General features: G+C 73.3%; 21 protein-coding genes. 10 read left to right on the top strand and 11 right to left on the bottom strand.

Annotation, left to right across the window (positions count from 1 at the left end; all coding sequences use genetic code 11):
• The first annotated feature begins 253 nt into the window (after positions 1-253).
• Genes K415_RS0104370 through K415_RS0104355 form a run of 4 tightly spaced genes read left to right on the top strand, consistent with a single transcriptional unit; the run spans position 254 to position 4,301 of the window.
• Positions 254-1,393, top strand: a complete 1,140-nt coding sequence (locus tag K415_RS0104370; RefSeq protein ID WP_024285884.1) for an ABC transporter substrate-binding protein — start codon at positions 254-256, stop codon at positions 1,391-1,393.
• A complete protein-coding gene (locus K415_RS0104365; RefSeq protein WP_024285883.1) occupies positions 1,390-2,322 on the top strand; it encodes an ABC transporter permease subunit in 933 nt (310 codons plus the stop codon). The genes K415_RS0104370 and K415_RS0104365 overlap by 4 nt, the downstream gene beginning before the upstream one ends.
• Positions 2,319-3,185 carry an ABC transporter permease gene (locus K415_RS0104360; protein ID WP_197024662.1) on the top strand — a complete coding sequence of 289 codons (867 nt, stop codon included), beginning with the start codon at positions 2,319-2,321 and terminating at the stop codon, positions 3,183-3,185. Before K415_RS0104365 ends, K415_RS0104360 begins: the two co-directional genes overlap by 4 nt.
• Positions 3,186-3,209: 24 nt before the next feature.
• Positions 3,210-4,301, top strand: a complete 1,092-nt coding sequence (locus K415_RS0104355) for an ABC transporter ATP-binding protein (protein ID WP_024285881.1) — start codon at positions 3,210-3,212, stop codon at positions 4,299-4,301.
• A gap of 166 nt (positions 4,302-4,467) precedes the next feature.
• Here the strand turns inward: K415_RS0104355 and K415_RS0104350 are convergent, their stop codons facing one another.
• Together K415_RS0104350 and K415_RS0104345 are read right to left on the bottom strand one after the other, a co-directional pair.
• A complete protein-coding gene (locus tag K415_RS0104350) occupies positions 4,468-5,502 on the bottom strand; it encodes a DUF2804 domain-containing protein (protein ID WP_024285880.1) in 1,035 nt (344 codons plus the stop codon).
• A 91-nt stretch (positions 5,503-5,593) separates the two neighbouring features.
• On the bottom strand, positions 5,594-5,797 hold the full coding sequence (locus K415_RS0104345; protein WP_024285879.1) for a hypothetical protein: 204 nt from the start codon (positions 5,795-5,797) through the stop codon (positions 5,594-5,596).
• 161 nt (positions 5,798-5,958) lie between these two features.
• Here K415_RS0104345 and K415_RS0104340 point away from each other — a divergent pair, with 161 nt between their 5' ends.
• Positions 5,959-6,345: a VOC family protein gene (locus K415_RS0104340; RefSeq protein WP_024285878.1), complete on the top strand. Its 387-nt coding sequence runs from the start codon at positions 5,959-5,961 to the stop codon at positions 6,343-6,345.
• 10 nt (positions 6,346-6,355) lie between these two features.
• Here K415_RS0104340 and K415_RS0104335 read toward each other — a convergent pair whose 3' ends face one another.
• Positions 6,356-7,219, bottom strand: coding sequence for an endonuclease/exonuclease/phosphatase family protein (locus tag K415_RS0104335; protein ID WP_369795179.1), 864 nt, complete (start codon positions 7,217-7,219; stop codon positions 6,356-6,358).
• 319 nt (positions 7,220-7,538) lie between these two features.
• Between K415_RS0104335 and K415_RS21390 the strand changes: the two genes are divergently transcribed.
• The 4 genes from K415_RS21390 to K415_RS0104315 all read left to right on the top strand — a co-directional run bounded on the left by K415_RS21390 (position 7,539) and on the right by K415_RS0104315 (position 11,165).
• Positions 7,539-8,885: an AAA family ATPase gene (locus K415_RS21390; RefSeq protein ID WP_197024661.1), complete on the top strand. Its 1,347-nt coding sequence runs from the start codon at positions 7,539-7,541 to the stop codon at positions 8,883-8,885.
• Positions 8,886-9,074: 189 nt separating this feature from the next.
• Positions 9,075-9,506 carry a PLD nuclease N-terminal domain-containing protein gene (locus K415_RS0104325; protein WP_024285876.1) on the top strand — a complete coding sequence of 144 codons (432 nt, stop codon included), beginning with the start codon at positions 9,075-9,077 and terminating at the stop codon, positions 9,504-9,506.
• 114 nt (positions 9,507-9,620) lie between these two features.
• The gene (locus tag K415_RS0104320) at positions 9,621-10,124 is read left to right on the top strand and encodes a dsRBD fold-containing protein (RefSeq protein ID WP_024285875.1); all 504 of its coding nucleotides are present in this window, start codon (positions 9,621-9,623) and stop codon (positions 10,122-10,124) included.
• Positions 10,125-10,211: 87 nt separating this feature from the next.
• The gene (locus K415_RS0104315) at positions 10,212-11,165 is read left to right on the top strand and encodes a 5'-3' exonuclease (protein WP_029663143.1); all 954 of its coding nucleotides are present in this window, start codon (positions 10,212-10,214) and stop codon (positions 11,163-11,165) included.
• A 27-nt stretch (positions 11,166-11,192) separates the two neighbouring features.
• On the opposite strand, the gene K415_RS0104310 is transcribed toward K415_RS0104315, so the two are convergent.
• Positions 11,193-11,723 (bottom strand): flavodoxin family protein, encoded by a 531-nt coding sequence (locus K415_RS0104310; protein WP_024285873.1) that lies wholly within the window; start codon positions 11,721-11,723, stop codon positions 11,193-11,195.
• 102 nt (positions 11,724-11,825) lie between these two features.
• On the opposite strand from K415_RS0104310, the gene K415_RS0104305 reads away from it, so the two are divergent.
• Complete coding sequence (locus K415_RS0104305) at positions 11,826-12,374, top strand: DUF1697 domain-containing protein (RefSeq protein WP_024285872.1); 549 nt, start codon at positions 11,826-11,828, stop codon at positions 12,372-12,374.
• Between the two features lie 16 nt (positions 12,375-12,390).
• Here K415_RS0104305 and K415_RS0104300 read toward each other — a convergent pair whose 3' ends face one another.
• The 7 genes from K415_RS0104300 to K415_RS22480 all read right to left on the bottom strand — a co-directional run bounded on the left by K415_RS0104300 (position 12,391) and on the right by K415_RS22480 (position 24,547).
• Positions 12,391-13,116 (bottom strand): M50 family metallopeptidase, encoded by a 726-nt coding sequence (locus K415_RS0104300; protein WP_024285871.1) that lies wholly within the window; start codon positions 13,114-13,116, stop codon positions 12,391-12,393.
• Between the two features lie 32 nt (positions 13,117-13,148).
• Entirely contained in the window at positions 13,149-13,973 is an 825-nt protein-coding gene (locus tag K415_RS0104295) for a LamG-like jellyroll fold domain-containing protein (protein ID WP_024285870.1), read from the bottom strand.
• Entirely contained in the window at positions 13,954-14,643 is a 690-nt protein-coding gene (locus K415_RS0104290) for a signal peptidase I (RefSeq protein WP_024285869.1), read from the bottom strand. Before K415_RS0104290 ends, K415_RS0104295 begins: the two co-directional genes overlap by 20 nt.
• 66 nt (positions 14,644-14,709) lie before the next feature.
• Entirely contained in the window at positions 14,710-15,339 is a 630-nt protein-coding gene (locus K415_RS0104285; protein WP_024285868.1) for a TasA family protein, read from the bottom strand.
• 94 nt (positions 15,340-15,433) lie between these two features.
• Entirely contained in the window at positions 15,434-17,503 is a 2,070-nt protein-coding gene (locus K415_RS22490) for a bifunctional diguanylate cyclase/phosphodiesterase (protein WP_081784872.1), read from the bottom strand.
• Positions 17,504-17,714: 211 nt separating this feature from the next.
• Positions 17,715-21,110 carry an EAL domain-containing protein gene (locus K415_RS22485; RefSeq protein WP_024285866.1) on the bottom strand — a complete coding sequence of 1,132 codons (3,396 nt, stop codon included), beginning with the start codon at positions 21,108-21,110 and terminating at the stop codon, positions 17,715-17,717.
• Complete coding sequence (locus K415_RS22480) at positions 21,107-24,547, bottom strand: EAL domain-containing protein (RefSeq protein ID WP_024285865.1); 3,441 nt, start codon at positions 24,545-24,547, stop codon at positions 21,107-21,109. Before K415_RS22480 ends, K415_RS22485 begins: the two co-directional genes overlap by 4 nt.
• Between the last annotated feature and the right edge of the window lies 1 nt (position 24,548).

Raw genomic sequence — 24,548 nt, 5'->3', positions numbered from 1 at the left:
GGCGGAATATCGATGTCCATGATTAGCACATTTTTGTTTCGAACTATGGACAACGTTCACATCGATTCGGTAAAGACGCCATCTGGCCTAGCCGGTCGGGGGGTCGAGGCCGTCCCCGGACCCGGCGCGGGAGGTTCTTCATCCGACGTGGCCTCGGTGTTCACCGAGTGCACCCGGAGCCGTCGCCTGGCCTGCGTACAACCTGTCCCGTGCCGACAACCCCGGTCGGCGTGCCTTCTACCAAGGGACACCGATGCGCAAGCTGAGCCTGTTCGCCCCGCTCGTCCTGACCGCGGTCACGCTGACCGCCTGCAGCTCACCCGCACCAGGTCCGACCACGAGCCCGACGGCCGATGCCGCCGCAGGCGTCGACTGCGGCACGACGATCGACGAGATCGCCGACGCGGCCGCCACCGAGGGGTCGGTGAACCTGATCGCGCTGCCGGACACCTGGGCCAACTACGGCGGCATCCTCGCCTCGTTCCGGGACACCTATGGGATCGACGCCCAGGTCGCCAGCCCGGACGCGTCCTCGGCGGACGAGATCACCGCGATCGCGACCCTGCGTGGCCAGGCGGACATGCCCGAGGTCGTCGACGTCGGCGCCTCCTTCACCCAGCAGCTGATCGACGAGGGCTACGCCGAGGCGTACGAGCCGGTCGTGTGGGACGAGATCCCGGACGCCCTCAAGGACCCCGAGGGGCGCTGGGTCGCGGCCTACTACGGCGTGATGTCGATCGCGACCAACACGACCCTGGTGCCGGACGCGCCGACGACCTTCGCCGAGCTCGCGGAGCCGCAGTACAGCGGGATGGTCACGCTCAACGGTGACCCGCGCGAGGCCGGCGCGGCCTTCGCCGCCGTCATGGCGGCATCGCTCGCCAACGGCGGCAGCTTCGACGACATCCTGCCCGGCATCGAGTACTTCGCCGAGCTCAAGGCGCTGGGCAACCTGCAGTCGATCGACGTCACCGAGGCCACCCTGGTCTCCGGCGAGGTGCCGATCGCCCTCGACTGGACGTACAACTTCCCGGCGCTCGTGCCCGTGCTCGACGACGCCGGGTTCGACCTCCAGGTCACCGTGCCGGACGACGGCGTGTACGCCGGCTACTACGCGCAGTCCGTGATCACCGACGCCCCGCACCCGTGCGCCGCGCGGCTGTGGCTCGAGCACGTCGTCGGGGACGACGGCGCTCTGGGCTACCTCGAGGGTGGCGCGATCCCGGCCCGTTACGCGTCGCTGGTCGAGGCCGGACTGGTCGACGACGAGCTGGCCGCGAACCTGCCGGACGCTGCCACGATCGAGGCGATCGAGTTCCCGAGCCAGGCCCAGATCGAGACTGCGAAGGCCGTCCTGGCCGAGCAGTGGGGTCCGCTGGTCGCCGACAAGTGACAGGTCTCGACCTTGCCGCAGGTGCGGCCGGTCCGGTGTCCCAGGTGGGCGCCGGGCCGGTCGGGCTGCTGACCTGGCTGCGCTCGCACCGACCGAGCGGCACCGCGCTCGCCGTCGCGCCGTTCCTGGCCTTCGTCGCCGTGTTCCTGCTCTGGCCGACGGCCAGCGTCGTCGTCAGCGCGCTGACGCCGGACGGGCAGCCAGGGTTCAGCGCCGTGCTGCGCGCGATCTCCGGGCCCTACCGCAGCGCGTTCCGCAACTCCCTGAGCCTGTCCGCGACGACCGCCGTGGTCGGCGGGGTCCTCGGTCTGCTCCTCGCGCTCGCCGTGCGCGGAATGGACCGTCCGCGCTGGCTGCGCCCGGCGCTCGATGCGTGGTGCTCGGTCGCGTCCCAGCTCGGCGGGGTGCCGCTCGCCTTCGCCTTCGTCGCGGCCCTCGGCACGCAGGGCGTCGTGACCAAGGCGCTCGCCGCCATGGGGATCGACATCATCGGTGCCGGGTTCTCGCTGTCCACCCTGGCCGGGATGGCGATCGTGTACCTGTACTTCCAGGTGCCGCTGATGTTCCTGGTCGTGATGCCGGCCGTGTCCGGTCTGCGGGACACCTGGCGCGAGGCGGCCACGCTCATGGGTGCCTCGCCGGTGCGCTACTGGCGCACCGTGGCTGCGCCGATCCTGGCGCCGTCGGCCCTCGGCGGGATGCTGCTGCTGTTCGTCAACGCGTTCAGCGCCTACGCCACGGCGTACGTGCTGAACGCGAGCGGGCAGATCGTCCCGCTGCAGATCCGGTTCGTGCTGCAGGGCAACGTCATCACCGGTGAGCAGGACCTCGGCTACGCGCTGGTGACCTGGACCATCGTGGTTCTGCTGGCGGGCCTCGGGCTGATGGGCCTGCTGCAGCGCCGGGCCGCACGATGGTCCCGCGGATGAGTGTGCCGAACCGCCCCGCGGGTCGAGGTACGGCCCGCCGACCCGCCGTCCGCCGCTCACCGGTGCACTGGTTCCGCTGGACCTACCTCGTCGCGCTCGGGCTCTTCTTCGCCGTGCCGCAGCTGGCGATGGCCCGGTTCGCGTTCCAGAACGTCCCGGTCGCCCTGCTCGACCGGACGACGCTGGGCACGGGCTGGTCGCTGGCCCGCCTCGGTGAGGCGCTGGCCGAGCCCGACCTGTGGGCGGCCGCCCGGGTCAGCCTGCTGCTCGCCGGGCTCGCGATCGTGCTCAACCTCGCGCTCCTGCTCCCGCTGGCCGTGCTCGCCGAGATCCGGGTGCCGCGGCTGCGCGCCGTGCTCGCCGGCGTGACCCTGCTGCCTTGGGTCGTGCCACCGATCGCGCTCGTCGTCGGCGTCGCGGCGACCTTCCGGGCGGTCGCGCCGTGGTTCCTGGCCAGCCCGCTGAGTCTCGTCCCGTTCTATGCGCTGTGGGCCATGCCGTTCACCTATCGGGCGCTGGACGCCGGGTTGCGGAGCATCCATGCCCGCACCCTCGTCGAGGCGGCCCGGAGCCTCGGTGCGTCCTGGTCGACGGTGCTCGTGCGCGTCCTGGCGCCCAACCTGAGCGCATCGGTCGTCGCCGCCTGCGGGCTGACCGGCGCGCTCGTGCTGGGCGAGTTCGCCTTCGCGTCGCTGCTGCTCAAGGACACGCTGCCGACCTACCTGGTGAGCTACCAGCGCGGTGCGCCACAGGCGGGCATGGCCCTGGCGCTCGCCCTCATGGTGCTCACCGCCCTCACGCTGGGCGGCGTGGTCCACCTGCTGCGGCGGCGCGGCCTGGGCGTCGCCACACCCGGCATCTGACGTCCCGAAACCGGAAGGATCACCATGGCCACCATCGAGATGACCGGCGTGCGCAAGGAGTTCGGCAGCACCGTCGCGCTCGCCGACCTGCACCTGCGGATCGAGTCCGGCGAGCTGGTCTGCCTGCTCGGCCCGTCCGGCTGCGGCAAGACGACAGCGCTGCGCCTGCTGGCGGGGTTCGAGCAGCCGGACGCCGGACGCATCCTGGTCGACGGGTCCGACGTGACGACCGTCCCGCCGCAGCGCCGGCGGTTCGGCATGGTCTTCCAGGAGTACAGCCTGTTCCCGAACCTCACCGCACGGCAGAACATCGAGTTCGGGCTCAGGGTGCGCCGCGCGGGCAAGGTCGAGATCGCCGCGACCGTCGACCGGCTGCTGGCGGTGACCCGCCTGGAGAAGCACGCCGCCAAGTACCCGCACCAGATGTCGGGCGGCCAGAAGCAGCGCGTGGCGCTGGCCAGGGCGATCGCCACCGCCCCACGGCTGCTGCTGCTCGACGAGCCGCTCTCGGCGCTGGACGCCCAGGTCCGCGAGCACCTGCGCGACGAGATCCGCCGGCTGCAGCAGGAGGTGGGCGTCACCACTGTCTTCGTCACCCACGACCAGCACGAGGCGATGGCGGTCGCCGATCGGGTCGCGGTCATGCGCGACGGCGTCCTGGAACAGATCGACCCGCCGCGGGTGCTCTACAGCCGGCCGGCGTCCGCCTTCGTCGCCGGTTTCGTCGGTACGGTGAACCGGCTGCCGGCCGATCGGGGCAACGACGGTGTGTGGCACGTGCTCGGGTCGCCGGTCGAGGTCGCCGGTACCAAGACTGCGGCGGCTCGTGCCGAGACCGCGGCGGGCCGTGCCGAGACTGCGACGGCGGCCTCCGCGGCGGGTCTCACGGCGGTCGTCCGACCCGAGCAGATCGGCCTCAGCCGCACCGTCGTGGGCCGCGGCGCCCGGGTGGTCGGGCTGTCGTTCCTCGGCGCGCTCACCCGCGTGACCCTCGACCACCCCACGCACGACCTGATCACCGCCGACCTCCTCGGCGAGTCGGCGGACGGCCTGGCCGTCGGTGACCTGGTCGGGCTGTCGGTGCGTCCGGGATCGGGAGCCGTCCTGCTGCAGTGAGTGCTAGGCCTGCGGCGGATGACCGGGGCGGGCCGGCTGGCGGCGTCGACGCTGTCGTCCAGGTGCGCCGCCAGCAGCCGACCGGCGATGTAGGGGTCGTCCCGGAACGGTGCCTCGCTCGGCTCGAGGAGCTCCGGCCGGCGCACGGCTCGTGCGATGTCGGCGATCACCAGCGGTTGCGCGCCTCCTCGGCCCAGCCGACGGCTCCGTCGACGCCGACCCAGGTGCCGGCGTCGTCGGCCATCGCACCCGACCAGGTCCCGAAGCACTGGTGCGTCTCCGCGGCGATCAGCAGGAGGTCGGTCCGCGCCGCGCGCTCGTGGAACGGGGTGAAGGTGAGGTCGACCGATGCCCGTGCGGGATCGTGCACCCGCCACGGGGCGAGCCAGTCGGAGCGGTCGTAGGTCCACACCAGGTCGGCGCTGATCTTGTGCAGCCGACCGTCGACGAGCAGGGCGTTCTCGGTCGAGCCCGTCCCGTCCGTCCAGGCGCCACCGATCTGGACGCCGACGACGTGCCCGTCGACGACCCCGCTGCCGGCCCCCCAGTTCCAGCGCATCGAGTACGGCCACCGCCCGCGACCGAGATCGAGCACCGCCCATGAACCGTCGTCCGGCACCGGGTGCACGGTGCCGTCCACGGTCACGGTGCCCCGGGCCGGACGCGCGACGTCCTTGACCGTGTACTGGAACAGCCGGTCGCCCCAGGGCACGACGACACCGAGGGACTCGTGCCCCGGCGGCTCGACGGCGACGACGTCGACGCTCACGCGATCGGTGCGGGCCCGCAACCGGGTGCCGGCGGGGACCGGGTCGAAGGCGATCGCGAGGTTGCGCGCGAGGGCGCGGGTCGGCCCGTCGCCCAGGTTGTCCGGCAGGGTCGTCCCCCGGGCCAGCGGGACGACGGCGACCGTGTCGACCTCGAGCCCGGTCGACCGGTCCAGCACCCACACCTGGTGCTGCGCTGCGTAGTCCAGGTTCGCCACCGTCAGTGCGATCACGTGGGTCGGGGTGACGGTGGCCCAGTACTCCCAGCGCTTGGCCCGGCCCCAGCCGCGCAGGGGTGATCGGGGCCACGGGGTGGGCGGCAGGGCCGTCCGGTGCACCGGGTGCCGGGTCCACCCGACGGCCCGCGGATCCAGGCGGCCGTCCGGCCGGCACAGGTCCACCGGCTCGAGGATCTCGCGCTCCCCGGCGGTCACGGCGCCGCGCCTGCGGTCACGGTGCCGCGCCTGCGGTCACGGTGCCCCGCCGACGCTGCGCACCTGGGCTGCCACGGGCCGCGACCGGTGACTACGCGGAGGCTGCAAGGTCGGCGAGCGGGCCGGTTCGCCCGGACGTCACGGCCGCGACCTCGTCGTCGAGCAGGGCGACCAGGACGCCGTCCGAGCCGTCGTCGTCGAGCAGGTACAGGGCGCGCCTGCCGCACGCGCAGACGTGGTGCTCCAGCTCGCCGTCGTCGAAGAAGACGCAGGTGTGGTTTCGGGTGCTGGTCATGGCTCGACGGTAGCCACGGCCACTGACACGTCGTCGGACGACATGCCGTCCGACGCGATGTCCGCCCGGTTCCCCTTGTCGGGCCCGACGCGACGCGGTAGACCGGACGGACGGCGTCGGGTGCCGGCGCCACCGGGTGACCAGCGAGGGAGGTGACCGCCATGGGCGGTCGTGTCGTGCACTTCGAGCTCCCGTTCGACGACGGCGAGCGAGCACAGGCGTTCTACGCCACGGCCTTCGGGTGGGCCGTGACGGCCATGCCCGAGATGGACTACCTGCTCGTCATGACCGGCCCGACGCCCGAGCAGGGTCCGCCGACGGAGCCGGGGTTCATCAACGGCGGCATGATGCCCCGACGGGACTCGCTCAGCGGCAGCCCCGTCGTCGTCGTCGACGTCGAGGACATCGATGCCACGCTCGCCACCGTCGAGTCGCTGGGCGGCAGCACGGTCCAGGGCAAGGCCGCCGTCGCGGACATGGGCTTCACGGCCTACGTCAAGGACACCGAGGGCAACGTCGTTGGCCTGTGGCAGAACGCCCTCGGCTAGAGGCAGCCGGTCAGCGGTTGACCGCCACCCGTGGGCCCACCTGGACGTCCACGGCGACGGCGCGGTGGTCGGACAGCCCGAGGTCCATGGCCCTGCCGTCGGCCTGGGCCGTGACGTCGCCGGACGCGAGCACATGGTCCAGCTGGCGGCGCGGCTCGGTCGCCGGGAACGTCGGCGCGGCGGCCAGCGGCCGCCAGCCGGTGATCCTGGCCGGTCGGGCGCCGGGGAGGTTGAGGTCGCCGAGCAGGACGACGGGCCTCGGCTCGGGTCGTAGCAGGCGCACCAGGTGACGGAGCTGCACCGCACTCCACCACGGGATGTGGCTGAGGTGGGTGGCGACGACGGTCAACGGCCCACCCGGGACCTCGATCACCGCGACGACCGCGACCCGCGGCTCGTCGAGCACGAGCCGTGGTCGGTGGCTGCCGGGGAAGACGGCCGGGACCAGACCGGGCAGGTGCGGCAGCGCCAGCGTGCGCCACGAGCGCACCGGGAAGCGGCTCAGCAGCGCGATCCCGTAGCTCGGGGCATCGGGTGGTGGATCGCCCCGCACGACAGTCCACACCACCGGCAGGCCGGACATGGTCGCGACGAACCGGTGCTCGCGGGCGCCCATCGCGTCGGCGGCGAGGGCCGTCAGGTCCATGCCGTGCGATCGCGGCTGGTCGCGGTCGACCTCCTGCAGGGCGAGCACGTCGGCGTCGAGCGCGGTGATCGCCGCGGCGTACCGCGCGAGGTCCACCTCGCCGTCGACCGGAGCCCGGCCGTGCAGGATGTTGAAGGTCGCGATCCGCAGGGCCCCGGCGCGCGGGCCGGGTAGGTCGGGCAGCCCGGGTACGTCGGGCAGCGCTGTCGAGCCGTCGTCAGGAGACATCCGCACACCGATCTCTGCGAGGTGAACCCTGGACCGGTTCCTGCGATCACGGTAGCCGAGGGTGCCGGGCGTGGCCCGGAGCGATCCCGGTGCGCCGCCGGCCGGGTGCGCCGGCTGTGGGTGCGGGCTGGTCGTGGCGGTCCCGGCGGGACGGCGACCCGCGCTGCTACGTTCCCGCCATGACCTCGGCCGACTCGCGACGCGACCTCGATGCGCTGCTCCGCAGCCGGATACCGCTGGTCGTCGTCGAGACGCGTGACGAGGCGAGTGCGCGGGCCCTGATCCTGTCCCTGGCCGGTCGGACGACGCCCCGACGGCGGTGTTCGAGTGGCAGGTCACCGAGGGCCTGCGCCGGGCCGACGTCGACCTCGGCGGGCCGCAGCGCTTCAACGCCGACCCGGCCCAGGTGCTGGCGACGATCCGGGACGGCGGCATGCCGGGGATCTACGTGCTGCTCGACTTCCACCCGTACCTGGACGAGCCGCTGAACGTCCGGATGCTCAAGGACATCGGTCAGGGCTACGACAAGGTTCCCCGCACGGTCGTCCTGATCAGCCACGACCTGGAGGTGCCGACCGAGCTGGAGCACCTGTCGGCGCGCTTCGAGCTCGCGTTCCCCGACCCGCGGGAGCGGCGCGCCATCGTCGACGAGGTCGCCGCGCAGTGGGCGCGCGAGAACCGCGTGCCGGTGACCGCCGACGAGGCGTCGATCGGGCTGCTGGTCGAGAACCTCGCGGGCCTCTCGGTCAGCGACACCCGGCGGCTGGCCCGGACCGCCGTCTACGACGACGGCGCGGTGACCGCACGCGACGTCCCGGCCGTGATGAAGGCGAAGTACGAGCTGCTCAACCGTGGCGGGGTGCTCGGCTTCGAGTACGACACCGCCAGCATGGCCGACCTCGGTGGGATGGCGCGGCTCAAGGCCTGGCTCGTCCGGCGGCGGCCCGCGTTCGACGGGACCGCGCAGGATCTCGACCCGCCGCGCGGGGTCTTGCTGCTCGGCGTCCAGGGCTGCGGGAAGAGCCTCGCCGCCAAGGTGGCCGCCGGGACGTTCGGGGTGCCGCTGCTGCGCCTGGACCTGGCCGCTGTGCACGACAAGTACGTCGGGGAGTCCGAGCGCAAGCTCCGCGAGAGCCTCGCCACCGCGGACGTCATGGCGCCGTGCGTGGTCTGGATCGACGAGATCGAGAAGGGTCTGGCGACGTCGGACAGCGACACCGGGTCCTCGCAGCGGCTGCTCGGCATGTTCCTGACCTGGCTCGCCGAGAAGCGCGGCCGGGTGTTCGTCGTCGCGACCGCCAACGACATCGCCCAGCTGCCGCCCGAGCTCATCCGCAAGGGCCGGTTCGACGAGATCTTCTTCGTCGACCTGCCGGACGAGGCGACGCGCGCCGACGTGCTGCGCATCCACGCCGACCGCCGCGAGGTCGCCCTGACCGACGGCGACCTGCGCATCCTGGCGCAGCAGTCGGGCGGGTTCTCCGGCGCCGAGCTCGAGCAGGCGGTCGTCTCGGCCGCCTATGCGGCGCACGCGGACGGTGGCCCGGTCGGGCCGTCGCACGTCCTGGCCGAGCTCCGCGCGACGCGACCGCTGAGCGTCGTGATGGCCGAGCGGGTCGCGGCGCTGCGGGCGTGGGCCGCGGAGCGGACCGTCCCGGCGAACTGAGGGCCCGGGGCAGACCGCTGCGTCCGGCGGGTGCGGCCGGCGGACGCTACGGCATCCGGGTGACCTGCGACGCGATCCGCACGAGCAGGTCCTCGATCCTGTCCGCGGGCGCCCGCTCTGCCCTAGGTTGTCTGCAGGCCCGGCCAGGACGCAGACCGGGGCACTGTGCTCGGGCGCGAGGGGGATCCGATGCTTCGTTACTACCTGCCCTACCTGATCGAGCTCGCGCTGCTGGTCTTCGCCCTGATCGACTGCATCCAGACCGACTCGGCGGCCGTGCGCAACCTCTCGAAGACGGTGTGGGTCCTGCTCGTGATCCTGGTGCCGATCGTCGGCCCGGTCGCGTGGCTCGTCGCCGGCCGACCGGCCGCCGGGCAGCGCCGGCGCTCGGTCCCGTGGCCGTCGACCCAGACGGCAGGGTTCCCGGAGTACGAGCGGCCCCGGCCGGCCCGCGGGCCCGACGACGACCCGCACTTCCTCGCCGAGCTGAACGCGCCGGACCCCGAGCAGCAGGCCATCCTGCGGGCCTGGGAGGCGCAGCTACGCGAGCGCGAGGAGCGCCTGCGCGCCGGCCAGGACGAGCCGGGCGCCGAGCCCGTGGCGGATCCCGACCGCGGCTGATCACCTCGCCGGACGCGCCGCCGGGAACCGCCGCCAGGACCTGCCGCAACGCCCTGCACAGAGGGCCCCGGCAGGCGCATGATGGAGGGGACCACCCGTGAGGGGAGTGCAGCGATGAAGGCAACCGTTGGTGACAGGTTGGTCCTGGCGTCGAGCGTGGTGGACGGTACCGTCCGCGACGGCAGGATCGTGGAGGTCCGGCACAGCGACGGTTCTCCGCCGTACCTGGTGCAGTGGCTCGACACCGGTGAGCGCACGCTGGTCTTCCCGGGCCCGGACGCGCACGTCGAGGCCGATGTCGGCCTCGCACCCCCCGGCCAGGCGCCGGTCCCCGGCGGCAAGCCCGTCGTCCCGACGGCCGCGACCTGGCGGGTCCAGGTGATCGTCGACCACGACGGCCCCGAGACCACGGCCCAGGCGGTGCTCGTCACCGGCGACCCGGACCATGTGGGCGCGTCGGGGCGTGCCCGGCGCAACCCGCACGACCCTGCGACGCCCGTGATCGGCGACGAGATCGCCGTCGCACGCGCGCTGCACCACCTCGCGGACCGGCTGATCGACACGGCCGAGGAGCTGATCGAGGACTCGACCGGTCGCCCGGCGCGGATCCACGACTGATCCCGTTCACCCCGCAACCCCGCAACCCCGCAAACCTCGCCGCCGCGCCACCGCGCGCCGGATCGGCGCCCGCGCAAGGATGCGGGGATGAGCCTCGACGTCGGACGGACTGCCGGACCTCTGCTGCTGCTCGACACCGCCTCGCTGTACTTCCGCGCGTTCTACGGCGTGCCGGACTCGGTGCGGGCGCCTGACGGCACACCCGTGAACGCCGTCCGCGGTCTGCTCGACATGACCGCCCGGCTGGTCACGGCGCGACGCCCGAGCCGGCTCGTGGCGTGCTGGGACGACGACTGGCGCCCGGCGTTCCGGGTCGAGGCGATCCCGGGCTACAAGGCGCACCGCGTCGCGGCGGACGGCGGTGAGGAGGTGCCCCCCGACCTGACCGCACAGATCCCGCTGATCATCGCGGTGCTCGGCGCGCTCGGCATCGCGCGGGTCGGTGCGCCGGGCTACGAGGCGGACGACGTGATCGGGACCCTGACCGCACGCGAGGTGGCCCGCCCGCCCGCCGAGCGGGTGCCGGTCGAGGTCGTGACCGGTGACCGCGACCTGTTCCAGCTGGTCGACGACGAGGCCGCGGTCCGGGTGCTCTACACCGCACGCGGGATCAACGACCTGGACGTCGTGGACCAGGCGCGGCTCACCGAGCGGTACGACGTGCGCTCCGGCGCGGCCTACGCGGACATGGCAGTGCTGCGCGGGGACAGCAGCGACGGCCTGCCCGGCGTCGCAGGCATCGGGGAGAAGACCGCCGCCGCGCTGATCGGCCGTTACGGGTCGCTCGACGCCGTGCTCGAGGCGCTGCGCGACGGCGACGGTGGTCTCACCCCGGCGCAACGGCGGCGACTGACGGACGCGCTGCCCTACCTCGCGGTCGCGCCGCGGGTCGTGACGGTGGCACGGGACGCCCCGGTCGCCGAGGCCGACGACCTGCTGCCGCCCGAGCCGCCCGACCCGGACGGTCTGGTCGCGCTCGCGGCTCGCTCGGGACTCACGTCGAGCGTCAGCCGGCTCCTGGCGTCCTTCGCCGCCCTGTGACGCCCGGGCCGACCGCCGACCTGTGACTCAGCGCTCGCGGATCCGGGACGCCCCGAGCTGCTGACCCCAGGCGCGCGCGGCCTCGAGCTCGCCGTCGACGAGACCGTCGCTCTTGCCGTGCACGCGGAAGCTGCGGGGCGGCGCGACCGGCCGTCCGCCGAGCTGGCGCAGCGCCTTCTCAGCTCCTTTGGCCGCCGATCCGGGCAGGTTGGGCTTGAGCACCTTGGTGTCGAAGGTGGCGACGGGCAGGCCGCCGGTCGGCATGGTCAGGTCGCCGAGCCACTCCCGGATCCCCTTGCCGGTCGACACGACGCCGGCCTTGGCCTCCTTGGCCGCGTCGGCGCGGGTCGAGGACCGGCTGAGGCCGAACGCGTGCGTCGGCCCGCCGACGACCAGGAGCGTGATGTCGTCGGAGAGCTTGCGGCTGCCGGGCGCCGCCGCGAAGGTGCCGACCTCGATGACGCGCACCGGGCCGGAGCCCGCGAGCCCCGCTCCGATGGCCTCGGCGACGGCCTTGGTGCTGCCGTACATGGACTCGAACACCACGAGAGCTGTCATGTGACCACAGTGTCCACGAATCTGGCCCTCGCGCCAGTGCCGATCGCCCTCCGGGAGGGGTGAATCCTCGCCGGCGTCGGCCGCTGCGCCTAGCGTGGGCGGATGACGAGATACGCGGTGTTCCTCCGGGGCGTCAACGTCGGCGGCGTCGCCGTCACGATGGCCGATCTCAGGCGGGTGCTGGCCGACCTCCCGCTCGGGCAGGTCAGCACCCTGCTCGCCTCCGGGAACGTGGTGTGCACCTTCGCCGGGTCGTCCGCCGACCTCAAGGAGATGGTCGAGCGCGCCCTGCGCGACGGGTTCGGCTACGACGCCTGGGTCGTCGTGCTCACTGCCGAGCGGCTCGGCGAGCTGCTCGACGGCTGCCCGTACCCGGCCGACTCGCCCGACACCCACACCTACGTCACGGTGACGAACGACCCCCTGGCCCTGGACGGGCTGGCCGCGGCGGTGAGCGCGGTGGATCCCGAGGCCGAGGAGACACGGCTCGGTCCGGAGGCCGTGGCGTGGCTCGCACCGGTGGGCGCGACGCTCAGCAGCGTGCGCTCGACAGTCGCGTCGAGGTCGCGCCACCGATCGGCCGTGACCGACCGGAACCTGAGGACGATGATCAAGGTTCGGGCCGCGCTCGACGCGCTCGCCGTCACCTGACCCGGCGGGCGGGCTGTCATCCGGCGGTGAGTCGCTCCACGACGTCAGGCAGCAGGAGGGCGGCGCCGGCGGCGGCGGCGGCCACTGTGACCAGCCCGAGGACCGCGACCCAGACGGCGCCCGGGACGTGCGTCAGCCCGGCGAGCTGGTCGGCGTCGGAGGTCCGCGCGCCGCCACGCCGGCGGGAGTGCGCCAGCTCGGCGACGGTGCGCGGCGCCGCGAGCAGCAGGAACCAGGTCGCGGTGTAGGCGACAGCCGACTGGGTGGTGGGCGGCCCCCACCAGGTCACCGCGAAGGCCACCGCACCGCAGGCCAGCACGACCCACAACCCGAAGAGGTTGCGGATCTGCAGGAGCAGCAGCGCCAGGAGCACCAGGACTCCCCAGAGCAGGGCCAGGGGACGCCCGCCGGCGAGGACCGCGGCGGCGGCGAGCCCGACGAACGCCGGGCCGGTGTACCCGGCGAAGAGCGTCAGCACCATGCCGGCACCCCGTGGCCTGCCACGGGACACGGTCAGCCCGGAGGTGTCCGAGTGCAGCCGGATCCCGGTCAACCGCCGTCCGGTGAGCACCGCGATGACGGCGTGGCCGCCCTCGTGCGCGACAGTCACGACGTGCCGCGCGACCGGCCACACGCCCGGCAGCAGCACGAGGGCCAGGGCGGCCAGCGCGGTGGCCAGCACGACACCGGTCGACGGCAGCGGTTGAGGCGTGGTCAGGCGGTCCCAGATCTCCGGCGGCACGCGCTCATGGTGTCAGGTGCGACGGGTTGCGCTCACCAGGTGTCGGCCAGGGCGAGTCCGGCGACCGCCGCCGCGTCGAGCACCTGGTCCAGGACGAGCACCTCGTCGACGACCAGGTCCGCGCCCGCCAGGCCGGAGCCGACAGCTGCACCGACCGTCAGGGTCATCGGCGCGACGACGACCGGGCCCGGCGGACCGGCAGCGACCGCGATGCCGTCGACGTACAGGGTCGGGCCGGTGGCGCCCGAGGTCAGGACGACGAGATGGGCGGTGGCGCGCGGAGCCAGGGCGGGCGCGGCCAGGACCACCGGGGCGCCCCCGGCGTCGTCGTAGCGCAGCTCGAGCGCGCCGCCCGCGACGACGACCAGCCGGAAGGCCTCCCCGCCGTACCCGTGCACGGCCACCAGCTCACCGTCGGCGGCCGCACCCGCGGTGGCGTCGACCAGCAGGGCGACAGTGGCGTCCTCCGGAGTGGTCAGCGGCACCGGACCGGACGTCAGCCCGCCCTCGAGGGTCCCGGCCAGGTCCCAGGCTGCGCTCGCCGGGTCGCACGCGAGGAGCCCGGGCGCCTGCAGGTCGCCGACCCGCAGGCTGGCCGGCTCGAAGCGCCACTCGAGCACGGGCCCGAGAGCCGCGACGGCCTGGCTCCAGTCGATCGGGTCGCACGGACCGACAGTGACCGTGGCGGTGACGTCTGCTGCACCGGTGAGGGCGGCCGTCGTCGTTCCCGGCACGGGCAGGACAGGGCCGGCGAGTGCGCCCAGGGCGCCACCCAGGAGGACGACCAGGACCGCGCGGCCGCTCGGCCGGCGGTGCGCACCGGCGCAGGGCCCGCGGTCAGTCGAGGAGCAGCGCATCGAGGCGGCCCTCCGGGGAGTCCGGGCCGGTCGCAGCGGCAGGCTCTCGTCGCCGGCGCTCGGACCACGAGTCGACGAGCTCGAGCAGGGCGAGCAGGATCAGCGGTGGGGCGAGCATCACCCACCGGCCGGTCGGTGAGTGCGCCCAGCCGATCCGCGAGCCCCATCCGTGGTGGGCCTCCAGCACCACGCCCCGCACCCGGGTCAGCGGGGTCGCGTTGGGGTCGTTGGTCTGGTTCGCATCGCCCTTGGTCAGGATGAACGCCCGTTCGACCGGCTCCCCCGTCGCGGGGTCGTGCTGGGGCACCATCTCACCGGTCGCCGAGTTCTGGATCATGGCGGGCAGCATGACCATGTCGACGATCCGGTGGGTGACCATGTGCTCGGCGCCGGGCGGCCAGAACGAGGCGACCTGACCGACCCGGAGCTGGCTCGGGTCGGTGACCGCCTGGATCACCACGGCGTCCCCGGCCTGCACGTAGGGCGCCATCGAGCCGGACGTGACGATCAGCAGCCGTTGGCCCTGGGCGCCGAACCACAGCGGCACGGCAAGGCTCGTCACGAAGGCGGCGAGGCACGCACCGATGACCGCCCACACGAGCCCACGCAGCAGGCGGACCGGCCGGCTGCGCCCCGGGAGCGCCAGCCCCGGGTGGACGCGGTGGATCACCCTCGGTGCACCGGGAGGCGCATCGAGGGAGACCGGTCCCGCTGGTGTGGTCGGCACGGCGGGCTGTCAGTTGTTGACTGTCTGCTCGGCGTCGAACGTGAGGGTCAGGTCCGCCGTCGTGCCCTGGAAGGCGTTGGTCGTCGCGGCGGGCAGGTGCACGACGAAGCAGAGGGTCTCGGTGGAGCCGGCACCCAGCGGGCGGTCACCGAGGTTGGCCCCGGTCGCCGAGCTCCCGACCAGACCCGTCGAGACCAGCGGCAGGCCCTCGTCGGTCCCGATCGCGGTGCCAGCCTCGACCCCGGCGGCGCAGGCGGGGTCGGCGTAGACCGCGAGGTCCAGCTCGCCGGCCAGGTCCGCGACCTGGTCGTTCGTCGCGACGAGCGAGATCGAGTAGCGCAGCTCGAGGCTCCCGGCGTTGGACACCGTGACGGACCCGTACGAGGAGTCACCCGGCGCCATGTTCCCGGCCCCCAGGGTGACCGTCGGTGACATGACCGCGGCGATGTCGACGGTCCCGGTGGTGAAGTCCGAGGGCATCGTCTGGGTGTCGGTGAACAGCGCGCCGGTGGTCAACGACGTCACCCCCGCTGCGGCGAGGGCGACCGTCACCGTCGTCGCGATCAGCCGGGCCCGTCGGGCCGGGTCGACGCGGGTGGTGCGGGGTGGGTCGATCATCTCTCGGATCAGGTCGTCCATGGCGGGTCCTCCGGTGTGGGCCGTACGGGGGATGGGTGGTCGGTGGGTCGGATGGGTCGGATGGGCGCGGGCCGGGCCGGCCCCGGTCGGGTGGTCAGGTGCGCACCGGTCCGCGCTGACCGACCGCCTCGGCAGCCGGGACCGCGTGGGAGTACCAGAAGCCCTGGGCCTGGTCGACGTCGAGGGACAGCAGCGTCGCCGCGGTCCGACCGTCCTCGACCCCCTCGGCGATCACCTGCATGCCGAAGGAGTGCGCGAGGTCGACCATCGCCTTGACGACGCTGGCGGCCCGGCGCGCATCGGCGTCGGTGCGCAGGTCCTCGATGAAGAGCCGATCGATCTTCAGGGTCTCGACCGGCAGGTCGCGCAGCTGGGAGATCGAGGTGCTGCCGATGCCGAAGTCGTCGATCGCGACCCGGATCCCGGCGTCGACGAGCCGCTGCAGGACGGGTACGACGCGCCCGGGGTCGGTCACCAGGACCGTCTCGGTGATCTCGACCTCGAGCCACTCCGGACCGACGTCGTGCTCCAGGAGCAGCCGGGTGATCGTGTCCACGATCTCGGTGGACGCGACCGCGTGCCCCGAGAGGTTGACCGCGACCGGCAGGCGCTCGTCCGAGGCCCACCGGGAGAGCTGTCGGGTCACGGTCCGCAGGGCGAACTGCGTGAGGTCGTCGATCAGCCCGGACTGCTCGGCGAGCGGGATGAAGGTCGAGGGTTCCACCGCGCCCCGGGTCGGGTGCTGCCAGCGCATCAACGCCTCGAGCCCGACGGTCGCGCCGGTGACCAGGTCGATCTTGGGCTGGTAGTGCATCGACAGCTCGCCGGGACGGGTCAGGGCCCGGTGCAGCTCGGCCTGGAGCACCAGACGGGCCGGGCTCGAGTCGTCGTCGGCGAGGTCGTAGACGGCCACCCCGAGCCGGTGCTGCTTGGCGGTGTACATCGCGACGTCGGCCTTGCGCATCAGGTCGCTCGCGTCGTCGGCGTGCTCGGGGAGCGCGGCGACGCCGATCGACGTCGCGACGTGCACGTTCATCTCGCCGAGCCGGAACGGCGCGGTGAAGACCGCGCGTGCCCGGTGGGCGAGCCGCTCGGCGTCGGCGACCGAGGCGAGGCCCGGCAGGAGCACGGCGAACTCGTCGCCGCCCAGCCGTGCGACCAGGTCGCGGCCGCGGAAGGTGTCCATCAGGCGCTCGGCGACCTGGACCAGGAGCTCGTCCCCGCGGTCGTGGCCGAGCGAGTCGTTGATGTCCTTGAACCGGTCGATGTCGAGCAGCAGGATCCCGACGCCGTGCCGGTCCAGCCGGGCGGCGGCCACGGCCCGGTCCAGGCGGTCGAGCAGCATCCGCCGGTTGGGCAGACCGGTGAGCGCGTCGAGCAGAGCCATCCGGGCGTTGTCCATCGCGCTGCGCTGGAGCCGGTCGGAGGCCGTGTGGACGGTCCGGTACAGGACCAGCCAGAGCAGCAGCAGGCCGCCGCCGGCGACCAGTCCGAGCGTCCGCACGGCCGTCGCCTGGGTCGCTGCGGTCGGCGTGTGGTCCAGCATGACCTCGGCCGCACCGACGAGCTGACCGCTGTAGGTGACCGGGACGTACACGTCCATCACCGGATCGGTGCTCACCCCACCGGGCGGCGTGGCCCCGCCGGCGCCGGCGCCGGCAGCGCTGGTGGCGGCCACGCTGGTGCCGGCCACTGCCGTGTGCCCCACACCGAGCACCTCGACCTGGGTCAGGACCTCGGGCGCCGGGACGCCACGCAGCACCGCGGCGTCGAGGCGGGCGGTGTCCGCGAAGCCGATCGGCGCGCCGGTCGCGGTCCCGCCGGTGGTGTCGAGCAGGAGGGTGCCGTCCGCCGTCCAGAGCCGGACGCCCAGGAGCCGTGGATCGACCTGGTCGATCACCGCGGTGACCTCGCCGGCGGCGTCCGGGTCCAGCAGCCCCGTGCCGTAGGCGTCGAGGGGCACGACCGAGGTGGTCCAGCCGGCGACCGCCTCCGCGGTCGCGACGTCGTGGGCGAGCGCCTGGTCGTCCAGGGCCTGGGAGGTGGCAGCGACGAGTGCGACCCCGAGCACGGCCGTCCCCGTCAGGCTGATCAGGGCGAAGCGCCTGGTCAGGGAGAGCCCTCTGCCTGCGCGCGGGGTCGCGGGGACGGCTGACGGGGGCATCGGGGGCCTTTGGTGTGGGGCAGCGGCAGGTGCGGGGAGGGACCGGGTCGTGGGGGGGCGACCGGTCGGGACGAACGCGGCTGCTCTGGGGGGATGGCCGCGATCATGGACTGCAATCTGTGACGCTATGTCCGCCGAAGTGGGGGCTCAAGACCCATCTGGGGTACAACGCCGAATTTCACCCCATACCAGCGCGCTCCGGGAACCGCCGTCAGCGCTCCGGGGCGTGGGTCGTCGCGAGGGCTGCGACGGGGGTGCCGAGCAGTGCGCCCGCCTCGGCCCCGGGCATCGCGGGCGCGTACAGCCAGCCCTGTGCGGTGGCGCAGCCCATGCTCCGCAGCTGGTCGGCCTGCGACTGCGTCTCGACGCCCTCGGCGACCACGTCCATGCCCAGGGTGCGGCCCATCGCGACGATGATCCGGACCAGCTCGTTGGTCTGGACGTCGAGGTCGAGCTGCCGGACGAACGACTGGTCGATCTTGAGGGCGTCGACCGGGAAGGCGCGCAAGGCGTTGAGGGAGGACTGGCCCGTGCCGAAGTCGTCGATGTGCAGCCGGACCCCGGCCGCGTGCAGGTCGGCCATGATCTGGCGTGCCGCCTCGGGGTCGGCCATGATCACGGACTCGGTGATCTCCAGGACCAGGCACCGCGGAGGGACCCCGTGCCGGGACAGCGCCTGGGTCACGATGAGCAGCAGGGCCTCGGACCAGAACTCGCGGTGCGAGAGGTTGACCGAGACCGTCACCGGTCCGCCGTAGCCCACCCGCCAGGCGGCGATCTGCTCGCAGACCGTGTCGATGATCCACTGCCCCAGGGGCACGATCATCCCGGACTCCGACATCACCGGCAGGAAGTCCATCGGCAGCAGGATCCCGCGCTCGGGGTGCTCCCAGCGGACCAGGGCCTCGAACTGGGTCACCGCCTCCCCGTCGAGCGAGATGACAGGCTGGTAGTGCACGAGGAACTGGTGCCCGACCAGTGCGGCGCGGACCTCGGACTGGGCCTGCAGACGTCCGGTGGCCCGGGCGTGCATCGTGGGGTCGAAGACGCTGGCCGTGCCGCGCTCCGCCTCCTTGGCGTGGTACATCGCGATGTCCGCGTCGCGGAGCACCTCCTCGGCGCCGTCGTAGCTGGTCTCCGAGGTGGTGATGCCGACGCTGGCCGTGACCGAGACCTCGTGCCCGGCGAGGACGACCGGCGCGGCGATGCGCTCCTGGAGGCGCTCGACGATCGAGAGGACGGCCTCGTGCTTGAGGTCGAACAGGAGCACCGCGAACTCGTCGCCGCCGAACCGCGCGGCCGTGTCGACCGAGCGGAGGTCCCGCCGCAACCGCTCCGCGATCGTCTTGAGCAGCTCGTCGCCCATCAGGTGACCGAGCGAGTCGTTGATCAGCTTGAAGCCGTCCAGGTCGAGGAAGACCACGGCGAACCGGGTCGCGTCGCTCCGGTGCGACTGGTCGATCGCCCACTCCAGCCGTTCGAGGAAGAGCCGGCGGTTGGGCAGGCCGGTCACGGTGTCGTACAGCGCGGCCTCGCGCAGCCGCTCCTCGAGCTCCTTGCGGTCGTCGATGTCCGACAACGAGCCGACGAGCCGCCGTGCGCGCTGACCGGGCTCACCGACCGGCAGCCCCCGGCACAACGTCCACCGGTACTTCTCGTCCGGCCCCTGGACCCGGTGCTCGACGTCGAACGGCTCGTGGTCCAGGACGGCCCGCACGAGCGCGGCGCGGAGCACGGCGCGGTCGTCCGGGTGCACGCGTGAGCCCCAGGGCAGGAGCTCGGGGGCGTCCTGGCGGGCTACCGGGTCCGAGCGGTCCGGGCGGTCGTCGGTCACCCGGGCGGTCGTGATCCCGAGCATGGCCTGGCACCGCTCGGAGTAGAAGCACTCACCGTTGGCGACGTCCCAGTCCCACAGCCCGTCGTGGGTCGCGGCCGTGGCGAGCGCGTAGCGCTCCTCGCTCAGCCGTACGCCCTCGAGCAGGATCTCCTGCTTGAGGGCGACGCCGAGCAGGGACGCCCAGTGGTTGTAGGTCGCGCGACCGGTCCCGGCCTGCGTGTCGACCGGCCCGACCACGCACAGCAGGCCGTGGTCGCCGCTGGCGCCACGGATCGGGATCACGAAGGTGACCTCGTTGTTCGCGGGATCCGCCTGCGCGACGACGGCGCTGGGCGGGAAGTCCTCGACCCGCAGCCGGCCCTCGACCTCTGAGGTGAGGGCGCCGTGCGGGTCGTAGACGCCGGCGATCCGCATCAGGCCGTCCTCGCGCGGTCCGTCCCACAGGGCGAGGCAGCCGACGCGGACCGAGACCCTGCTCAGCCACGCGAGGTCGCCGGGATCGCTGCCGACGCGCCCGAGCAGCCCCATCCCGACGTCGTACTGCTCGACGAGCGAGACCACCAGCTGATCGGCCCGTGCGACCCCGGCCATCGCCTGCAGGCGCCCCAGGCTCGTCACGATCCGGGTCAGGCAGTGGATGAGCGCCTCGTCCCCGGGCAGGTGCGCCGCGCGCAGCACGCCGGCGTGCCCATCGAGCGCTGTGATCACCGCTCCGGTGAACCGTTCGACAGTCTCCGGGGACGGTGTGGACGGGAACAGGGCGCGCAGCCGCGCCGCGATGAGCTCGTCGAGCGCGGTGACGTCGATGTCGGTCATGACCAGTCCGTGCTCGTGCGGAGCCGTGGCGTCACCCGGCAGCCCGAGGTGCTCGAGGACCGTCCGGACCAGTGCGGCCCCGGCCTCGGCGCCCTGCAGCCCGGCCTCCGCCGTGCTGCCGCCGCAGCCGCAGGACCGACGCGGGACGAACGTGGACGGGACGGTGTGCCGCCGGTGCTCGACGGGCTCACCGCGAAGCTCGGCGAGCGCCAGTGCCGCGGCGCGCGCGCCCAGCTCGGTGATCTTCTGGTCGACGGTCGCCAGCGGAGGTGAGCTGTGCCAGCCCGCCTCGACGTCGTCGAAACCGATCACCGCGAGGTCCTGCGGCACCCGCAGCCCGTGGGCTGCGAGCTCAGCGATCAGGCCGAGGGCGATCCGGTCGGTCGTGGTGACGACAGCGGTGATCGCCGGTCGGGCCGCCGCGACCGCCGACGCGGCGCCGCGCCCACCCGGCTCGACGTGGTCCTTGGTCGAGAAGTAGAGCCCGTCCGGGTCGAAGCCGTGGTCGGCCATCGCTGCCAGGTAGGCGTCGTGCCGCTCGCGCATGTCCGTCTGGGCCAGGTTCCCGACGAAGGCGATCCGACGGTGCCCGTGCTCGACGAGGTGCTCGACGGCGGCCCGCACGCCCTCCTTGTTGTCGGCCATGACGGTGGCTGCGTCGACGTCGAGGTCGTTGCTGACGAGCACGACGGGCGTGCCGGCCGCACGCAGCGTGCGCAGGTAGGAGGCGTCCGAGGCCTGCGCGACGGCGATGAAGGCGTCGATGCACCCGGCGCCGACCGGGGCGTCGATCGTCGGGGCCGGGACGAACTCGTCACCGGTGCGGCCGGCGTCGAGGGTCTGGATGAGGGTGACCCGACCACCCGCAGCCGCCACCTCCTGGACGACGCCGGCCAGGACCTCGCCGAAGTAGAAGCCGCCGGTGACCGGCGACAGCACGCCGATGTGGATCATCGTTCACAGGTCCCGACCAGGACGGCCGAGGGAGCCGGGACGGGGTCGTCCGTGGCGTCCAGCGTCGTGCCGAGCAGCGCGCCGGCCGCACCGCCGGGCAGAGCCTTGGCGTACAGCCATCCCTGGGCGTTCGCGCAGCCGAGCGCCCGGAGATGGTCGGCCTGCTGCCGGGTCTCCACGCACTCGGCGACGACGTCGAGCCCGAGCGCGGTGCCGATCTCGAGGATGATCCGGACCAGCTCGGCCGTCTGCTGCGAGACGTGCAGCTCGCGGATGAAGGAGCCGTCGATCTTCAGCGCGTCGACCGGCAGGGTGCGCAGCGCGTGCAGCGAGGACTGGCCGGTGCCGAAGTCGTCGATGTGCAGCTGCACGCCCGTCGCGTGCAGCGCCGCCATCAGCTCCCTGGCCGCATCGGGCTCGGTCATGACGACGGACTCGGTGATCTCCAGGACGAGACAGCGCGGCGGGACCGCGTGTCGCGCCAGGGCGCCCGCCACGGTCTCCAGGAGGTCTGCGGCCCAGAACTCGCGGTGCGAGAGGTTGACCGCCACCGCGATGTCGCCGCCGTAGGCCAGCCGCCACTCGGCGATCTGGCGACACACCTCGTCGATGATCCAGCTGCCGAGGGCGACGATCGTGTGGTTCTCCGCCATCACGGGCAGGAACTCGATCGGTGGCAGGAGGCCCCGGTCGGGGTGCTGCCAGCGCACCAGCGCCTCGAACCGGGCCAGGGCCGAGCCGTCGAGGGCGACGATCGGCTGGTAGTGCACGACGAACTGGTGCTCGGCCAGGGCGGTGCGCAGCTCGCCACGCTCCCGCAGCCGCCCGGTCGCCCGGGCGTGCATCGAGGCGTCGAAGACCCGGGCGGTCCCGCGCTCGGCCTCCTTCGCGTGGTACATCGCGATGTCGGCGTCCCGCAGCACGTCCTCGGCGCACGTGTAGCCGCTCTCGGAGGTCGCGATGCCGATGCTGGCCGTGACCGAGACCTCGTGGCCGCCCAGGACGACGGGTGCGGCGATCCCCTCGTGGATGCGCCGGGCGATCACGAGCACCTCGTCGGGGACCGGGTCGACCAGGAGCACGGCGAACTCGTCGCCGCCGAACCGCGCGGCCGTGTCGACCGAGCGCAGATCGGCGCGCAGCCGATCCGCGACCACCGTGAGCAGCTCGTCACCCATGAGGTGGCCCAGCGAGTCGTTGACCAGCTTGAAGCCGTCCAGGTCCAGGAAGATCACCGCGAAGTTGGCCCCCCGCCGGCGCCGTGGCTGAGCGACCGCCAGGGCCAGCCGGTCGAGGAACAACCGCCGGTTGGGCAGCCCGGTCAGCTCGTCGTACAGGGCGCCCTGGCGCAGCTGCGCCTCGAGCTCCTTGCGCGGGTTGATGTCCGACAGCGACCCGACGAGGCGATCGACCGGCCCGGCTCCCGAGGTGACGCCCAGCCCGCGGAGCAGGACCCAGCGTTCGCACCCGCCCGCGAGCGCGACGCGGAACTCGGCCTCGATGGGCTGGTCGCGCCACGACATCGCCTTGGCCATCGCCTCGCGCACGGTCGGCTCGTCCGCAGGGTGCACGCACCGCCACGCGTCGCTGTCGGTCAGGTCGTCCTCCTGGCCGCCCTCGGGCAGGCCGAGCAGGTCGCGGCACCGGGCGGACAGGAACAGCAGGTCGGTGGTGAGGTCCCACTCCCAGAGCCCGTCGTTGGCGGCCTTCGCGGCGAAGGCATATCGCTCCTCGCTCATCCGGACGGCGGCGTGGAGCTCCTCGTCCTCGAAGGCCGAGCACAGCAGCGTGGCCCAGTGCCGGTAGGTGTCCCGGGCGGACGACGTGTCGATCTCGGCGATCACCGCGAGCAGGCCCCAGTCGCGGTCCCGGCTGCGGACCGGCACGACGAGGCACACCTCGCGGTGCCGGCTCGCCGCCTTGGCGATCATCGCGGTCGGCGGGAAGCTCTCGACCGGCAGCTCGGAGCCCACGAGATCGGCGGCGTCGCCGCTCGCGTCGAACTGTCCGACGATCCGCACGTGCCCGTCGGCGGCGCCGTCCCAGAGCCCGAGCACTGCCGATCGGACATGCGTCGCGGCCACCCAGCGCAGTCGGCGCGGATCTGTGCCGCGGGCGTCGAGCAGCGCCGCGTCGACGGCGAACTGCTCCTCGAGCGCGCTCTCGAGGCTCTGCGACCTGCGCAGGTACGCGCCGGCCTGCATCTGCCACAGGCCGGCGGTGACCTGGGCGGCGCCGCACGCCGCCCGGCTGCCGGGGCGCGCCTCCCACGAGGTCAGGACCTGCACGTACTCATTGATGGCGTTCGCCACCGGGTGCAGCATCTCCGGCCGGGGCGCCAGCCGGTGCAGCGTGGTGAGCAGCCGCTGGACCTGCTCGGTGGACGGGTCGCGGTCCTGCGCCAGCACCCGCTCCACGTCGTCGACGGCCTGGCGGACCCGGTCGTCGGTGGGCGCGACGCCGATCGCCTCGCGTCCGGCCAGCAGGGTGCCACGCAGCAGGTCCTTGAGCTCGTCGCGCAGGGTGTGCCGCGTCGTGTCGGTGCCACGCACCGAGCGGTGGTCCGCCGAGCCGAGCAGGTCCGTCACGCACCCGCACGAACCGCGCGCCGCGACCACCACGGCCGGTGAGCTGAAGGTGATCGGCGGCACCGGCTCGCCGTGGATGCACGAGACGACGAGCCGGCCCGCGAGCGCTCCCACCTCGTCGAAGCGCTGGCTCACGCTGGACAGGGTCGGTGTGCTGAACGCGCCGGCCTCGGTGTTGTCGAACGCGACGACGGCGACGTCCTGCGGCACCGCCACCCCGGCATCGGCCAGGGTGGTGAGCATGCGGAGGGCGGTGCGGTCGGTGGCGACCATCAGGGCCGTCGGCCGGATCGGGGCGTCGAGGAAAGCGCGCGCGGCCGTGACCCCGCCGGTCTCGGTGGGGTCGCCGGCCTCGAACAGCAGGTGCGGACCGGACTCCAGCTCATGGATCGCCAGGGCCTCGAGATAGGCGGCGTACCGCTCCTGCATGTCGCTCTGGGTCAACGCCCCGGCGAAGCCGATCCGGGTGTGCCCGTGCGCGATGAGGTGCTCCACGGCGGCGAACGTGCCGCCGTGGTTGTTGGGCAGGGCGACGGGTGCGTCGAAGCCCTCGACGCGGCTGCTCGCCAGCACGACCGGCTTCCCGGCGGCACGGATGCGCGCGAGGTACGGACCGCCGGCGGCGAGCGAGACGGAGACCACGCCGTCGATCTCGTCCCAGGCCACCGGCAGGTCGTAGCCGGGGACGCGGTCCAGCTCGTCCGGCCGGTCGTCCGGGTCGACGGTCTGCACGACGACGACGCGTCCGCCGGCCGCAGCGACCTCGCGCGTCAGGCCCGCGAGGAGGGCACCGTGATAGAACCCGCCAGTGCTGCGGGCAAGGGCGAGCACCGTCATCTGGTGCGACACG

It is taken from the genome of Cellulomonas sp. KRMCY2 (assembly GCF_000526515.1).
Taxonomy (GTDB): domain Bacteria; phylum Actinomycetota; class Actinomycetes; order Actinomycetales; family Cellulomonadaceae; genus Actinotalea.
Note: the sequence above shows the minus strand (reverse complement) of the source record. Positions and strands in the feature narration are given on the sequence as shown.

Excerpts from the sequence above, each read along its gene's own strand:
- K415_RS0104370 (WP_024285884.1), top strand. The coding sequence starts at position 254 with ATGCGCAAGCTGAGCCTGTTCGCCCCGCTCGTCCTGACCGCGGTCACG.
- K415_RS0104360 (WP_197024662.1), top strand. The coding sequence starts at position 2,319 with ATGAGTGTGCCGAACCGCCCCGCGGGTCGAGGTACGGCCCGCCGACCC.
- K415_RS0104355 (WP_024285881.1), top strand. The coding sequence starts at position 3,210 with ATGGCCACCATCGAGATGACCGGCGTGCGCAAGGAGTTCGGCAGCACC.
- K415_RS0104345 (WP_024285879.1), bottom strand. The coding sequence starts at position 5,797 with ATGACCAGCACCCGAAACCACACCTGCGTCTTCTTCGACGACGGCGAG.
- K415_RS0104340 (WP_024285878.1), top strand. The coding sequence starts at position 5,959 with ATGGGCGGTCGTGTCGTGCACTTCGAGCTCCCGTTCGACGACGGCGAG.
- K415_RS0104335 (WP_369795179.1), bottom strand. The coding sequence starts at position 7,219 with ATGTCTCCTGACGACGGCTCGACAGCGCTGCCCGACGTACCCGGGCTG.
- K415_RS0104325 (WP_024285876.1), top strand. The coding sequence starts at position 9,075 with ATGCTTCGTTACTACCTGCCCTACCTGATCGAGCTCGCGCTGCTGGTC.
- K415_RS0104320 (WP_024285875.1), top strand. The coding sequence starts at position 9,621 with ATGAAGGCAACCGTTGGTGACAGGTTGGTCCTGGCGTCGAGCGTGGTG.
- K415_RS0104315 (WP_029663143.1), top strand. The coding sequence starts at position 10,212 with ATGAGCCTCGACGTCGGACGGACTGCCGGACCTCTGCTGCTGCTCGAC.
- K415_RS0104310 (WP_024285873.1), bottom strand. The coding sequence starts at position 11,723 with ATGACAGCTCTCGTGGTGTTCGAGTCCATGTACGGCAGCACCAAGGCC.
- K415_RS0104305 (WP_024285872.1), top strand. The coding sequence starts at position 11,826 with ATGACGAGATACGCGGTGTTCCTCCGGGGCGTCAACGTCGGCGGCGTC.
- K415_RS0104295 (WP_024285870.1), bottom strand. The coding sequence starts at position 13,973 with ATGCGCTGCTCCTCGACTGACCGCGGGCCCTGCGCCGGTGCGCACCGC.
- K415_RS0104285 (WP_024285868.1), bottom strand. The coding sequence starts at position 15,339 with ATGGACGACCTGATCCGAGAGATGATCGACCCACCCCGCACCACCCGC.
- K415_RS22490 (WP_081784872.1), bottom strand. The coding sequence starts at position 17,503 with ATGCCCCCGTCAGCCGTCCCCGCGACCCCGCGCGCAGGCAGAGGGCTC.
- K415_RS22485 (WP_024285866.1), bottom strand. The coding sequence starts at position 21,110 with ATGATCCACATCGGCGTGCTGTCGCCGGTCACCGGCGGCTTCTACTTC.